General features: G+C 58.3%; 12 protein-coding genes. 9 read left to right on the top strand and 3 right to left on the bottom strand.

Features of this window, described 5'->3' with window-relative positions:
* Window positions 1-143: 143 nt before the first annotated feature.
* Window positions 144-1,544: a cytochrome ubiquinol oxidase subunit I gene (locus tag E1297_RS19805; protein WP_155141461.1), complete on the top strand. Its 1,401-nt coding sequence runs from the start codon at window positions 144-146 to the stop codon at window positions 1,542-1,544.
* Between the two features lie 4 nt (window positions 1,545-1,548).
* Complete coding sequence (locus E1297_RS19800; RefSeq protein ID WP_155141459.1) at window positions 1,549-2,559, top strand: cytochrome d ubiquinol oxidase subunit II; 1,011 nt, start codon at window positions 1,549-1,551, stop codon at window positions 2,557-2,559.
* A gap of 21 nt (window positions 2,560-2,580) precedes the next feature.
* On the opposite strand, the gene E1297_RS19795 is transcribed toward E1297_RS19800, so the two are convergent.
* Window positions 2,581-3,396, bottom strand: coding sequence for a lytic transglycosylase domain-containing protein (locus E1297_RS19795; protein ID WP_155141457.1), 816 nt, complete (start codon window positions 3,394-3,396; stop codon window positions 2,581-2,583).
* Between the two features lie 223 nt (window positions 3,397-3,619).
* Here E1297_RS19795 and E1297_RS19790 point away from each other — a divergent pair, with 223 nt between their 5' ends.
* From E1297_RS19790 to hflX, 6 genes are all read left to right on the top strand, one after another.
* The gene (locus tag E1297_RS19790) at window positions 3,620-5,869 is read left to right on the top strand and encodes a PAS domain-containing sensor histidine kinase (RefSeq protein ID WP_209015880.1); all 2,250 of its coding nucleotides are present in this window, start codon (window positions 3,620-3,622) and stop codon (window positions 5,867-5,869) included.
* Window positions 5,859-7,226 (top strand): sigma-54 dependent transcriptional regulator, encoded by a 1,368-nt coding sequence (locus E1297_RS19785; RefSeq protein ID WP_155141455.1) that lies wholly within the window; start codon window positions 5,859-5,861, stop codon window positions 7,224-7,226. Before E1297_RS19790 ends, E1297_RS19785 begins: the two co-directional genes overlap by 11 nt.
* A 58-nt stretch (window positions 7,227-7,284) precedes the next feature.
* Window positions 7,285-8,661 (top strand): Trk system potassium transporter TrkA, encoded by a 1,377-nt coding sequence (gene trkA, locus E1297_RS19780; RefSeq protein ID WP_155141453.1) that lies wholly within the window; start codon window positions 7,285-7,287, stop codon window positions 8,659-8,661.
* A gap of 141 nt (window positions 8,662-8,802) precedes the next feature.
* Window positions 8,803-9,672, top strand: a complete 870-nt coding sequence (locus E1297_RS19775; protein ID WP_155141451.1) for a D-amino-acid transaminase — start codon at window positions 8,803-8,805, stop codon at window positions 9,670-9,672.
* A gap of 149 nt (window positions 9,673-9,821) precedes the next feature.
* Window positions 9,822-10,082: an RNA chaperone Hfq gene (hfq, locus tag E1297_RS19770; protein WP_155141449.1), complete on the top strand. Its 261-nt coding sequence runs from the start codon at window positions 9,822-9,824 to the stop codon at window positions 10,080-10,082.
* Window positions 10,083-10,109: 27 nt separating this feature from the next.
* Window positions 10,110-11,456 (top strand): GTPase HflX, encoded by a 1,347-nt coding sequence (gene hflX, locus E1297_RS19765; protein ID WP_368669622.1) that lies wholly within the window; start codon window positions 10,110-10,112, stop codon window positions 11,454-11,456.
* Window positions 11,457-11,641: 185 nt separating this feature from the next.
* Here the strand turns inward: hflX and E1297_RS19760 are convergent, their stop codons facing one another.
* The gene (locus E1297_RS19760; RefSeq protein WP_155141447.1) at window positions 11,642-12,532 is read right to left on the bottom strand and encodes a DMT family transporter; all 891 of its coding nucleotides are present in this window, start codon (window positions 12,530-12,532) and stop codon (window positions 11,642-11,644) included.
* A gap of 73 nt (window positions 12,533-12,605) precedes the next feature.
* On the opposite strand from E1297_RS19760, the gene E1297_RS19755 reads away from it, so the two are divergent.
* Window positions 12,606-12,935, top strand: coding sequence for a helix-turn-helix domain-containing protein (locus E1297_RS19755; protein ID WP_155141445.1), 330 nt, complete (start codon window positions 12,606-12,608; stop codon window positions 12,933-12,935).
* Window positions 12,936-13,114: 179 nt separating this feature from the next.
* On the opposite strand, the gene E1297_RS49205 is transcribed toward E1297_RS19755, so the two are convergent.
* On the bottom strand, window positions 13,115-13,891 hold a 777-nt coding region (locus E1297_RS49205), incomplete at its 5' end, for a vanadium-dependent haloperoxidase (RefSeq protein ID WP_196223366.1).

The raw sequence follows: 13,891 nt of genomic DNA, 5'->3' as shown, positions 1-13,891 counted from the left end.
TCCATAACGCATTGAAAAGAAAAGCGGCCTTGCTGTGACCGCCTGCCGCAGGGCATGGCGCCGCACCTGGCCGCTTTTGCATTGCAACCTATCCGTAAAAGCCCATATGCCTCGGCGAAACATGGTGTCCGTAAGGTAGGGTTATGGAAGAGCTGCTCCTAAGCCGGATACAGTTTGCTACGAACATATCGTTCCACATACTGTTCCCGACAATCACAATTGCCCTTGGTTGGGTCCTTCTTTTTTTCAAGCTCCGGTTCAATGCCACCGGAGACGAGCGGTGGATGACTGCCTACCAGTTCTGGGTCAAGGTTTTCGCCTTGGCCTTTGGGTTGGGTGTCGTCAGTGGCGTTACGATGAGTTTCCAGTTCGGGACGAATTGGTCCGGTTATATGGAGAAGGTGGGCAACGTCGCGGGGCCGTTGCTTGCCTACGAAATCCTTACGGCGTTTTTTCTTGAGGCTGCGTTTCTTGGCATCATGCTTTTTGGTGCACGCAAGGTGCCGAGCTGGCTGCACACGCTCGCGACAGTTCTGGTTGCATTCGGAACCACACTGAGTGCGTTCTGGATCCTGGTGCTGAACTCCTGGATGCAGACACCGGCCGGGTTTGAAATCCGGGACGGGGTGGTCCATGCGACCAATTGGCTGGAGATTATCTTCAATCCGTCCATGCCCTACCGGCTAGTGCATGTGCTGCTTGCAAGCGGATTGACCGTCGCGTTCCTGATCGCGGGCGTTTCCGCCTACCGCCGTCTGATCGGCGACCGGTCGGAGGCTGTCCGGCTGACGTTCAAGACCGGCATCATATTGGCGGCGATCCTGATCCCTTTGCAGATCGTGGCCGGCGACCAGCACGGGCTCAACACGCTTGAGTACCAGCCGCAAAAGATTGCGGCCATGGAAGGCAACTGGGACACAGGCCCGAACAAGCCGTGGCTCCTGTTTGCCGTGCCGGACGCTGCGCTCAAGACAAACCACTACGAGTTCGGCGTGCCGAACGGGACGTCACTGATCCTGAAGCATGATCCCGACGGCGTTATCCCCGGTCTGAAAGACTTCTACGCCGAAGACGGCACGGCTTTGCATCCGCCGGTCACGCCTGTGTTCTGGTCGTTCCGGATCATGGTCGGGATTGGCACTTTGATGCTCCTGGTGAGCTGGGGCACGCTGGTCGCCATGCGGCGTTACAAGGGGATTGACAACCTCAGTCCCTGGGTGTTCCGCGGTGTCCTGGCTATGACCTTCTCTGGCTGGATTGCGACACTCGCCGGTTGGTATACCACTGAAATCGGGCGCCAACCCTGGTTGGTCGAAGGCGTGCTGAAAACCAAGGATGCGGTGTCGCAAGTGCCCGCCGGAATGATCGCCACCACGCTTGTCGCTTATCTGGTGATTTACATTGCCTTGATCTCCACGTTTATAGCGGTGCTCTTCGGCCTTGCCCGCAAGTATTCAAAGTCCGATTCACAAAACGATCAGAAGCCGACACGCTTGCCGGATCACGGCGCAGCCCCGGCCGGTCCCTTATTGCCTGCGGAGTGAAGTCATGCACCTTTTCGGAGATCCCACAATCTGGTTGCCGGTCGCCTTTGCCGGACTGATGGGGCTGGCCATACTGGCCTATGTGATCCTGGACGGCTTCGATCTGGGTGTCGGTATGCTGTTTCCTCATGCCGATGATGCGGAAAAGGACCGTATGGTCGCAGCCATCGGGCCGTTCTGGGATGCCAATGAAACCTGGCTGGTGCTTGCGGTCGGTCTTTTGCTTGTCGCTTTTCCCTTTGCGCAAGGCGTGATCCTGACCGCCCTTTACATTCCCGTGGCCGTTATGCTGATCGGGCTGATCCTGCGCGGGGTTGCTTTCGAATTCCGGGCAAAGGCGTCCGGTATCACGAAGGATCGTTGGAACCTTGTGTTTTTTTCCGGGTCGCTCGCGGCCTCGCTCGCACAGGGTTACATGCTGGGCATCTACATCATGGGTCTTGAGCAAACGCCGGTAACGATCGCTTTTGGCGCATTGACGGCTGTTTGCCTGACGGTTGGCTACAGTTTCATCGGCGCGACCTGGCTGATCATCAAGTCCGAAGGCGATCTGCAACTGAAAGCGGTTCGCTGGGCCCGCCAGCGCTTGTGGGGCGTGGTGGTCGGTCTGGCTGCTGTCTCCGTTGCAACACCCTTGGTCAGTGACCGGATCTTCGAGAAATGGTTTTCGATCCCGTCGATCATCCTGTTGGCGCCCTTGCCCTTCATCTCGGCGATGCTTCTGTTTGTGCTCTGGATTGCCTTGAAGCACTTGCCTGCCCGGAATGACCGCTGGAACTGGGTGCCTTTCCTGACAACGGCAATCCTCTTTGTTCTGGGGTTCGCCGGAATGGCCTACTCGTTCTATCCCTATGTCGTGCCTGACAAACTGACGATCTATGCGGCTGCGAGTGCTCCGGAAAGCCTGTTCATTATCCTGCTGGGGGCCTTGTTCGTTCTCCCGGTCATCATCGCTTACACGGTGCTGGCCTACACGGTGTTCCGAGGCAAGGCGACCGAATTGCGCTACGATTGACGCAGGCAGAGGGCGCGCAAGCTAGTATGCGATCTTGTCGGCCATCACCGATATGGTCTGAACATAGACACTTGCCTTGTTCCAGCGCCGGATGACTTCGTAATTTGCAGTACCCGGGCCCCACGGCTGGCCCGGGCGCCACCCCTTTTGCCGCAGATAATTGGCGGTCGAAGCCAAAACGTCGGGCACAGACCGGATGAGGTCACGCCGTCCGTTGCGGTCAAAATCCACTGCATACTGAACATAGGATGAGGCGAGAAACTGGGTTTGGCCGATTTCCCCGGCCCAGGCGCCGCGCATTTCGGACGGCTGCATGTCTCCACGCTGAACGATGATCAGGGCGGAGACGAGCTCATTGGTAAAAAACTGCGTCCGCCGGCAATCATAGGCGAGGGTTGCCAGCGACCGCATCACGGACATGTTTCCGATATATCCGCCAAAATTGGTTTCCAGGCCCCAAATCGCCAGGATCACGGGGGCCGGGACGCCGTATTTTCTCTCGATCTGGCTGAAGAGGCGTGCGTGTTGCTGGCCGAGACGTTTGGCCTTGCGGATCATCGCATTGTTGACCCGTCTTGCGTAGAACTCGTCAAATGACAGCCTGAAGGATTTCTGGTTCCGATCCAGCTGGATCACCTTCCGGTGATAGGTCACACCGCTGAGGGCCTTGTTCAGTGTGGCCGGACGAATGCCGTATCCTGGAGCTTCACGTTTAAACTCGTTCAGCCACTGACCAAATCCGGCGGCGGTGTTGCCGCATGTTGCACCGATAGCAATGGCTGGAACACAGGCGCTTAAAATCAAAACAAAAAGTGATTGAAACACATTGCGTATCATGGGGCGTCTCCGTCTCTGACACGGTAACCATAAGAAGACCTTACGTCACTTTTGGGTGAGTTGCATCTCAAACCCGCGAATTGTTTCCCCATGTTAATGGATTGTTTTCCATAATCATGTTCGGTGCGTGTCGCAATTTCGCAACATTGTGTGGTAAGTCTGCCGCAATTCCGCACCCGTTAAGCGCGTAGGTCCGGGTGCGAAGTTTCGATTATGGGGTGTCATGATACTCAGCAGCGTACAGGCCGGTGCGGTCGCCCAGGTCCCCGGAGGCAAGTTTGGCAGGCGTGTCGGCCTCGCCATCATGCTTGTCGCTCTGGTGTCAATCGGGGTAACTTTTGCCATCCTCATGGGTTTGACGCCGATTGCGCCGACGCGCGATGTTGCCTTCCTCGCGATGACCGTGAACGGCTTGCTCGCCCTGTGTCTGATAGCGGCGATTTCATGGGAGATCGGAAAATTATGGACTGCGCGGCGCAAGGGCCGGGCAGCGGCGCGTCTTCATGTTCGGATTGTCGCCCTGTTCAGTGTGATTGCCGCAGTTCCGGCCATCCTCATGGCATTGCTCGCGACGTTTACGCTGGATCGCGGACTGGACCGCTGGTTTGAAGACCGCACACGTCAAATCATCGACAACGCATTGACAGTTGCTCAGGCCTATTTGCAGGAACATGCGCGCGTGCTGCAGGGCGATATCATTGCCATGGCCAATGATATCGACCGGGCGCGGGCCGTGTATGATTTCGAACCGAGCCGCTTCGACAGTTTCTTCTCCGCTCAGGCTTCTGTGCGGGGATTGCTTGCAGCCTTTATTGTTCGCGGCGACGGAACCGTCGTGACGCGCGTGATCCTTGATCCGAACGTGCAAATTCCAGCCGCCCCGCCGGAAAGCCTCAAAAAGGCGGCAGACGGTCAGCCAATCCTGATCGCGCCGGGCAAATCCAATTTCGTCGGCGGAGTGATGAAGCTGTCCGCCTATAACGATTTCTTCCTTTATGCCACCCGCGCGATGGACCCGCGCGTCGTCGAGTACATGCGATTGGCGGAGATTGGCGAGACCGAATACAGCGATCTGGAAAACAGCCGGTTCGGCGTTCAGGTCGCCTTCGCGCTTGTTTACCTCGGCGTTGCGCTGGTCTTGTTGCTGTCGGCGATCTGGATCGGCTTTGGCTTTGCAAACCGGCTGGTCGCGCCGATCCGGACCCTGATATCTGCGGCAGACGAGGTTTCGAAGGGCAATCTTGCGGTTAAGGTCGAGACCACAAAATCGGGCGGCGATCTTTCCAATCTGGGCGCGACCTTCAACAAGATGACCGGCCAGCTGCTCGGGCAGCGTGATGCTTTGCTGGCGGCCAACGAACAGATTGACCGCCGCCGCCGCTTCAATGAGGCGGTGTTGTCAGGTGTTTCGACCGGTGTGATCGGGATCGATGACGAAGCGTCAATCATGCTGGTGAACAGGTCTGCCCAGGCCCTGCTGGGGGTCACCGAGGTGGAAATACTCCACAAACCACTCGGGGAAGTGATCCCCGAACTGGAAGAGGCGCTTGAGCTGTGGTTGCAGCGCGGCAACGATCGGGGCCAGGAGGCGCAGATCGAAATCAAGCGCGGCGGCCGGATCCGGACCGTGAATGTCCGGATTACCACCGAGCAGTCGACGCGCCGCGAACATGGCTATGTCGTGACGATCGATGACATTACCGATCTTGTTTCCGCGCAACGCAATTCCGCATGGGCGGATGTGGCGCGCAGGATTGCCCACGAGATCAAGAACCCGCTGACGCCGATCCAGTTGTCGGCTGAACGCATCCGGCGCCGGTACGGCAAGAAGATCGAAGAAGACAGGACCGTTTTCGACCAGTGTATTGACACGATCATTCGCCAGGTCGGAGATATCGGACAGATGGTTGACGAGTTCTCGTCTTTCGCCCGGATGCGAAAGCCGAACAAGCATCGCGCGGACTTACGCAGTTCCGTGCGTGAGGCGGCATTCATGCAGACGGTGGCCAATGAAGCGATCCGGATTGAAACCAAAATTCCGGACGAGCCGGTTGAAGCGGTGTTCGATGCAAGGCTTCTGGGGCAGGCGCTTACCAATGTGATCAAGAATGCGACGGAAGCCATTACCGGCCGGCCGGACGGAGACCACCCGCCGGGTCATATCGAGGTTGCCTTGCGCGCGGAGGGGGGCCGTATTGTGATTGACGTGACGGATAATGGTGTGGGCTTGCCCCAGGAACAGCGTAGCCGGTTGCTGGAGCCCTACATGACGACAAGAGAAAAGGGGACGGGCCTGGGATTGGCGATCGTCCGGAAAATACTGGAAGACCACGGCGGAGGCATCGAGTTGCTCGATGCGCCACAGGTTGCCGAAGGCGGTACCGGTGCACGGGTCAGATTGACCCTCTCTGCTCATTCCGAAGAAACTGCCGAAAACGGCACTAACGAAGAAGATGCACCCCATGGCTCATGATATTCTGGTCGTAGACGACGAAGCGGACATTCGCGATATGATCGCAGGTATCCTGGACGATGAAGGGTTTGGAACCCGAACGGCCAGCAATTCCGATACCGCAATTGCCGCGATCAACGAGCGCCGGCCATCGCTGGTCGTGCTCGACATCTGGCTTCAGGGCAGCCGGCTCGACGGATTGGAACTGCTCGACGTCATCAAGGATACAGACCCGGATCTGCCTGTGGTGATCATTTCCGGTCACGGCAATATCGAGACGGCTGTCTCGGCGATCAAGCGCGGGGCGTATGACTATATCGAAAAACCGTTCAAGACCGACCGGCTGATCCACATTACCGAACGGGCTTTGGAGGCTTCGAGCCTCAAGCGGGAAATTCGTGATCTCAAGCAACGCACCGGTGAAGTCTCGGAGCTTATCGGCCAGTCGAGTGCTGCCAATAACTTGCGCCAGACGATCCAGAAAGTTTCCGGGACCAATAGCCGTATCCTGATTACCGGACCGTCAGGTGCGGGAAAGGAGCTGGCAGCCCGGCTGATCCACAACATGTCGCCGCGCGCGAAAAGCCCGTTTGTCGTTATCAATGCCGCAACCATCACGCCGGACCGAATGGAGGAAGAGCTGTTCGGCATTGAGGACGAGCAGGGTAACCTAAGGAAAGTGGGGGCTTTCGAAGAAGCGCATGGCGGCACGCTGTACCTCGACGAAGTCGCTGACATGCCGCTTGAAACCCAAGGCAAGATCCTGCGGGTGCTGGTCGAGCAGAGTTTCGTTCGTGTTGGCGGGGCGGCCAAGGTGCAGGTCGACATCAGGATCCTATCTTCCACTGCGAAGAACCTTGAGGAACATATTTCCGCGGGTATTTTCCGTCAGGATCTGTATCACCGTCTGAGCGTGGTTCCGTTGCTGGTTCCAGGACTCGCGGACCGGCGCGAAGATGTGCCGATACTCGTTCACTACTTCATGGAGCAGATCTCTTCCGGCTCCGGCATTCCGCTTCGTCCGATCGGCGAGGATGCAATGGCGGTTCTTCAAACGCATGATTGGCCGGGCAACATCAGGCAGTTGCGCAACAACGTGGAGCGCCTGTTGATCCTGAGCCGGGGAGAGCCGGACAGTGTGATAACGGCAGATCTGCTGCCGGCGGAAGTCGGGTCGATGCTGCCGAACCTACCGACGACGGGCGGTGGGGAACATCTGATGTCGATGCCCTTGCGGGAGGCGCGCGAGATCTTCGAGCGGGATTACCTGCAGGCTCAGATCAAGCGTTTTGACGGCAATATCTCCCGCACGGCGGAATTTGTCGGAATGGAGCGCTCTGCTCTCCACCGCAAGCTGAAGTCGTTGGGCCTTTCCTAAATGTGTTCAAGGGTGTAGGAGCGGCTGTCATGTTCAAGCAAGGTCGAGGTCTTAACCCATGAAGGTCGTTATTTGTGGAGCCGGTCAAGTCGGTTACGGCATCGCCGAGCGGCTGGCCGCAGAGCAAAACGACGTTTCCGTCATTGATTCCTCGCCCAAGCTGATCAATGCAATCGGTGATCAGCTAGATGTGCGCGGCTTTGTAGGCCACGGTGCGCATCCGGATGTGCTGGCTCAGGCCGGGGCCCGGGAAGCCGACATGATCGTAGCCGTCACACTTTACGACGAGGTGAACATGGTTGCCTGCCAGGTGGCGCATTCCCTGTTCAATGTTCCGACCAAAGTTGCCCGGGTTCGCGCCCAGAGTTACCTCACAGGGCAGTATCGCAGTCTGTTTTCCCGGGAAAACATGCCGATCGATGTGATCATCTCGCCCGAAATCGAGGTCGGGGAGATGGTGCTACGGCGCTTGTCTCTCCCCGGGGCGGTCGAAACGGTCCGTTTTGCCGAGGATCAGGTGGTTGTCGTCGGCATCATGTGCGAGGAAGACTGCCCCGTCGTCGATACGCCGCTTCGGCAATTGACGGAACTGTTCCCGGATCTCGGCGCTGTCGTTGTCGGGATCTACCGGAACAACAAGCTCTTTGTGCCGAAAAGCTCCGATTCGATTATGGTTGGCGACCTCGCCTATGTGGTGGCGCGCCGGGATCAGGTGCGCCGGACCTTGGGCATTTTCGGACATGAGGAGCCCGAAGCGAACCGGGTCGTGATTGCCGGGGGCGGCAATATTGGCCTTTATGTCGCCAAAGCTCTCGAGAACCGGCAGACCAGCACGAAAGTCAAGATGATCGAGGCCTCACGCGAACGGGCAGTATCGGTCGCCGATGAACTCAAGCGATCGGTGATCCTGCACGGCAGCGCGCTGGATCAGAATATCCTGAATGAGGCCGATGTTGGCGAGGCCGATACGATGGTCGCGCTTACCAACGAGGACGAGGTCAATATTCTGGCGTCCGTGATGGCGAAGAAGCTTGGCTGCCGCCGCAACCTATCGCTGCTCAACAACCCGAGTTATCCTGCCTTTGCAAATGCCCTCGGGATCGACGCCTTTATCAATCCGCGCGCCGTGACAATCTCGCGCATATTGCAGCATGTGCGGCGCGGCCGTATTCGCGGGGTCCATTCCCTGCAAAACGGGGCCGCCGAAATCGTTGAGGCGGAAGCCCTTGATACGTCTCCGCTTGTCGGCCGGCCCTTACGCGATATCGATCTGCCGTCCGGAATCCGTATCGGTGCCGTTTACCGGCAGGGCAAGGTGCTTACGCCGAATGGTGAGTTGCAGATTCAGGCGCAGGATCGGATCGTGATCTTTGCTGTGGCAAGCCGGGTGCGGCAGGTTGAGCAAATGTTTCGGGTCAGTCTCGAGTTCTTCTGATCTCTTGCGCATTTGTGTGGAGCAATGGCGTTTTTGCACCACATCCGGATTAGTATCGATGCATGGTTGTCTTCAGTCATCTAGCCGGTTGGCAGGTGATGTCCTATGGTTTTCTCCGAAGAATGTGACAAGGAGTGCTTGATGAGCAGAGTCGCTTACGTGAACGGTCAGTACGTTCGTCACGGGGATGCTGCCGTTCATGTGGAAGATCGCGGCTACCAGTTTGCCGACGGCGTTTATGAGGTCTGTGAGGTGTGGAAGGGCAATATCGTTGATATGCCGCGCCATCTGGACCGCTTGGGCCGCTCCCTGGGTGAACTGCGTATCGACTGGCCGATGGCGCGCAACGCACTGGAGTTCGTGTTAACCGAGGTCGTACGGCGAAACAGAGTTGCCAACGGCATGGTATATGTGCAGGTGACCCGTGGTGTGGCAAGGCGGGATCACTTTTTCCCCTCTGATGATGTGGCGCCGTCCATGGTGGTTACAGCGCGGTCAACGAGTCCCAAAGCTGCCGAGGTTCAGGCCGCAAAGGGCATATCGGTCGTAACCTACCCCGAGAATCGCTGGCCGAGGGTGGACATCAAGACGGTTGCGCTGTTGCCGAATGTTTTGGCGAAACAGAACGCCAAGGAAAAGGGCGGCAAGGAAGCCTGGTACATTGACGTTAACGGAAACGTTACCGAGGGCGGCTCGACAAATGCGTGGATTGTTACAAGGGACGGGGTGCTGGTGACACGCCCTGCCGAAAACGGAATACTGCGCGGTATCACAAGGGCGGCGGTGCTGGATCTGGTTGCAAGGGAAGGGATTTCCTTTGAAGAACGGGCATTTAGCCTGGATGAAGCCCTTCTGGCGCGCGAAGCCTTTGTCACCGCAGCGTCAACATTGGTGATGCCGGTCGTTAAGATTGACGATACGATTGTGGGCAATGGGCATCCGGGTTCCGTTGCGACAAGATTGCGCGAAGCGTTCCATACTGCTACTGATCTGCAAGCGGTAGTGGCTTGACAAATCAGGGCGACATAGCCGGAGATTAGGAAGAATTTCATTGGGTAGGCTGCTGGGGGAGCGGAAGCGTTTGTGTTTAAGGCCCCGTTCGCAGGTGAAATGACAAATACCGGGCGCCCGGCCGTGCCCGGAAAAACAGGACAAAAAGACTGATGGCTGAGCGCGCACAAAACCTTCAAGACACTTTTTTAAATCACGTTCGCAAATCCAAGACGCCCCTTACCATCTTCCTCATCAACGGGGTGAAGTTGCAGGGCGTTGTCACCTGGTTTGACAATTTTTGCGTGCTGCTGCGCCGGGATGGACACTCCCAGCTGGTTTACAAGCATGCGATTTCGACCATCATGCCGAATGGTCCCGTCCAGTTGTTCGAGCCGGGCGAAGAATCAACCGAAAAGGCAGGAAGCTGATTGGAACCGAAATCTCGATCGGAAGACATTTCGATCAAGAAGGGCGCCGCCGACCAGGGAATTGACCGGCGCCCCCAAGCCTACCGGGCCATGATCCTGGAGCCGGTTCTCACCCATCGGCGCGAGGAGGAGGGCGACCTGCGCTCAAACCGCAGCCCGGAGGCGCGGCTTGAGGAAGCGGTCGGTCTGAGCGCCGCCATCAATCTCGAAATCGTCCATGCGGGTGTCGTAAAGGTTAACGCACCAAAACCTGCGACTTTGTTCGGAGACGGAAAGGTTTCCGAACTGGCGGGAATGGTCGCGGCCGAAGATCTGGATCTGGTGGTTGTAGACCATCCGCTGACACCCATCCAGCAACGCAATCTCGAGCGGCGGCTCAAGTCCAAGGTCATTGACCGGACCGGGCTGATCCTGGAAATTTTCGGCGACCGTGCGCGCACCAAGGAAGGCAAGCTGCAGGTCGATCTGGCGCATTTGACCTGGCAGAAGAGCCGGCTTGTGCGCTCCTGGACCCATCTTGAACGTCAGCGTGGTGGTGTCGGTTTCATGGGCGGCCCGGGGGAAACCCAGATCGAGGCTGACCGGAGACAGATCCAGGAGCGGATCATTGCGTTGCAAAAGCACCTGGAGCAGGTCCGCCGCACACGGGAGTTGCATCGCAAGAAGCGCAAGAAGATCCCTCAGCCGGTCGTGGCCCTTGTCGGCTATACGAATGCCGGAAAGTCGACCCTGTTCAATCGGCTGACCGAGGCAGACGTTTTTGCCAAGGACTTGTTGTTCGCAACGCTGGATCCGACCTTGCGCCGGATCAAACTGCCGCATGGGCGGGAGGTGATCCTGTCCGACACGGTGGGCTTTATTTCCGATCTGCCGACCCATCTGGTGGCAGCCTTCCGGGCAACACTCGAAGAAGTTCTTGAGGCCGACCTGATCCTGCATGTCCGGGACATTAGTCATCCTGATACGGACGCGCAGGCCGAGGACGTCAAGAAAACCCTGCATGACCTCGGTGTGACCGGAAGCCATGGCGCACCGGTCATTGAAGTCTGGAACAAGATTGACGCGCTCGATCCCGCTTATCGGGAGAAGCTTCTGGACAATCAGGGTGCGGACGGGCCGGTCGCCCTATCGGCCTTGTCGGGGGAGGGGCTGGATCAGCTCTCCGCGCGTATCGACACTTTCATGGCTCAGCATGATGATATCCTGTCGGTGCGGTTGCCGGTAATCGAGGGGGCTTTGCTGGCGCGGCTCTATCAGCTTGCCGAAGTCCTGGAACGCACGGATAGCGAGACGGAAATCACCGCCGAGGTGCGCGTATCCGACAAGCAGCGCGGTCCGTTCCGGGAGGTTTTCGGGTCTTATCTCGAAGGCTAGAGTGAACATCGGTCCGGTTGGGCATGTTCATTCTGCGTCTCGATTGCCCTCCCGGAAAAACCGCATGGTTTTATCCGGGACCGCAGAGCCACTGAAATCAGTGGCGTCCATGCTCACCGGTCCCCGATCGCGCTCACGCTTGTCCGGGATGACGGCCACGGGCCTGCTTTGGCTTCTGTCCATTGTCAATAAAGCAGGATTACGGCGATCCCGGAAACAGTGACGCTTGCTCCAACCAGCGCCTGCCGGTTCGGCATCCGCCTTTGCTTCAGCCACAACACAAACAAGACAAAGACCGGGGACAGCGACCCCAGAACGGCAGCTATTCCGGCATTGAGCGTTGCAAAGGCGTAGATCAAAAAGGATGATGCAACGACATATCCGATGATCCCCGGAACAAGCGTCTGCACAAGCAGTGGCGGGGTGAGTTCCGCTCCCCTGCGCACAGCGGCCGTCGGCCAGATCGACGCGATCGAAATGATGAAGGCAGCCCCCAAAAGCCGGAGCGCTGCGGCAGCAAGAGGCTCCGTGCCGGCGGCCATCGCGGGCTTGAGAAGCAGGAAACCAGCGGCCTGACACGCAGCGGACGCGAGCCCGAAGCCGATGATTGCAACAAGCCCTGCGGTGCCCGGCTTGGTTTCAAGGCCCTCGTCCCGATTGGCTTGCACCGCGATCACGACCCCCGACAGCGCCATGGCAATGCCCGCAAGGTCAGGCCCCGTCAAGACTTCGCCAAGCCACAGGAATGCGAGGACCACGGCAATCGGGGCCTTCAGGGCCAGTAGAAGTTCCGTCCGCCTGGCGCCGCCCCGGCGTAGACAGGCAATCATCGCCAGATTCGACAGGACGACGCCAAATGCCGAGCTCGCGGCAAAATGCGGCCAGTAGTCCCAGGCAATGGAGGGCCACAGATCGAAGACCGTGCATAGTGCGGCCATAACCGCGGAGCAGGCAATCAGTTGAATGCGCGTGAACTCAAAGGCACCCAAAGCCCGGGCCGGGGTCTGCGCCAGCACGATGCCGCAGGCCCAGCCTGCCGATGCGCCAATCGCAGTGAGAACGGGCAAGACGAACATGACAAGGCTCCATTTCTTCGCTACTTTAAATGTAGCAGTAGTGCGCTACTAAAAAGATAGCAATGGGTGTCTCATGTCTGAAAACACTCCAAGGCCGGGCAGCCCGGTCCGGGGATCCAGATCCGGCAAGCCGATCATGGCCTTGTTCGATCTTTTGGGGCGCAGCTGGGCGCTGGGGGTTTTGTGGCAACTCTCCGAAAGCGCTCTGACATTCCGGCAATTGCAGGAGCGGTGCGAGAGTGTGTCGCCGACTGTCTTGAACAAGCGTCTCAAGGAGTTGAGAGCGTCGGGCCTGATCAGCCATGACGGCACAGGGTATTGTCTCACGGCCCTGGGCAAGGAGTTGTTTGAGCTGTTGAAGCCGTTTGGCGCATGGTCCGTGAAATGGTCAAGCGCGCTTTGACAAGTTGGGTCTGAACCGATCTGGAAAGCCTGCCAAGGCCGTTCTCCACAAGGAGGGCGGGTCATGCCGCATGAAACGGTGGGTTTTCACCGGACCGCAACTGTGTGCTGCCGCTCCTGACGAAAATGTCCCTGGCAGGCCGTGCCCGCCGGGGATGGCTTTTTGAGCGCTGCCCGGATTTAGGCGATCAGGTCATCGCCGAAGAACGGCCGGTCTTCATCCGTGGCTGTCCCGTCAAGGAAGGCCTGGGTCTGCTCGTAGGCGGCGAGGCCCACTTCGTCACCCAGCTCAAGCCCGTAGGTGTTGCCGTCTTCCCAGTGAACGCCGCCGTAAAGCCGCGACACGCCGTTTTCTTCAGCGGCTTGCGAGAACGTGTCCCACTCAAGCAGAACATCTGTCGAGGGGCCGCCATTTTCGAAGGTTGCATTTCCGGCTTCAAACAGGAATGACGCGCCGAACTCGTCCGACCCGGTGAACTGTTCCAGAACCGCAGCCCCGGCCGCACCGAAGGTCGAGTGTCCGGAGACATATTCGGCAAATGCGGGCGAGGGTTCGCCACTCGGCAGCTGATAGGTGATGAAGTTCTCGGCCAGAATGGTCTGGGTTCCGGTCGAGTTGCCGTTTTCGTCGCGGGTATAGGCTTCGATGACGTAGCCGGATTCACCGGTCACCTCGTCGACACCTTCTTCGCCGATCAGGCCGAGTTCGCCCAGATCACGGATCGCACGCACGGGGCGGGCATAGTCGAAGTCGGCCTTGGCATCCCAGGCAGCAATACTTGCGTCCAGCTGACCATTGCTCATGGCAAGGAACAGTTCGACATCATCTGCCTGCGAATTGTCATCGCGGGCCGACACATATTGGGCAAAGGTCATGAAGGTTCCAGGCGGCAGCGAGGTCCCGGCACCGTCTTCCCAGAACTCCGAAATCACCTTTTCCTCGTCGGTCAGGTTCGC

This window comes from Roseibium sp. RKSG952 (genome assembly GCF_009711355.1).
The sequence above is the reverse complement of the archived record's forward strand: the minus strand, read 5'-3'. Positions and strand labels throughout refer to the sequence as shown.

Excerpts from the sequence above, each read along its gene's own strand:
- E1297_RS19775 (WP_155141451.1), top strand. The coding sequence starts at position 8,803 with ATGAGCAGAGTCGCTTACGTGAACGGTCAGTACGTTCGTCACGGGGAT.
- E1297_RS19800 (WP_155141459.1), top strand. The coding sequence starts at position 1,549 with ATGCACCTTTTCGGAGATCCCACAATCTGGTTGCCGGTCGCCTTTGCC.
- trkA (WP_155141453.1), top strand. The coding sequence starts at position 7,285 with ATGAAGGTCGTTATTTGTGGAGCCGGTCAAGTCGGTTACGGCATCGCC.
- E1297_RS19790 (WP_209015880.1), top strand. The coding sequence starts at position 3,620 with ATGATACTCAGCAGCGTACAGGCCGGTGCGGTCGCCCAGGTCCCCGGA.
- E1297_RS19755 (WP_155141445.1), top strand. The coding sequence starts at position 12,606 with ATGTCTGAAAACACTCCAAGGCCGGGCAGCCCGGTCCGGGGATCCAGA.
- E1297_RS19805 (WP_155141461.1), top strand. The coding sequence starts at position 144 with ATGGAAGAGCTGCTCCTAAGCCGGATACAGTTTGCTACGAACATATCG.
- E1297_RS19785 (WP_155141455.1), top strand. The coding sequence starts at position 5,859 with ATGGCTCATGATATTCTGGTCGTAGACGACGAAGCGGACATTCGCGAT.
- E1297_RS19760 (WP_155141447.1), bottom strand. The coding sequence starts at position 12,532 with ATGTTCGTCTTGCCCGTTCTCACTGCGATTGGCGCATCGGCAGGCTGG.
- E1297_RS19795 (WP_155141457.1), bottom strand. The coding sequence starts at position 3,396 with ATGATACGCAATGTGTTTCAATCACTTTTTGTTTTGATTTTAAGCGCC.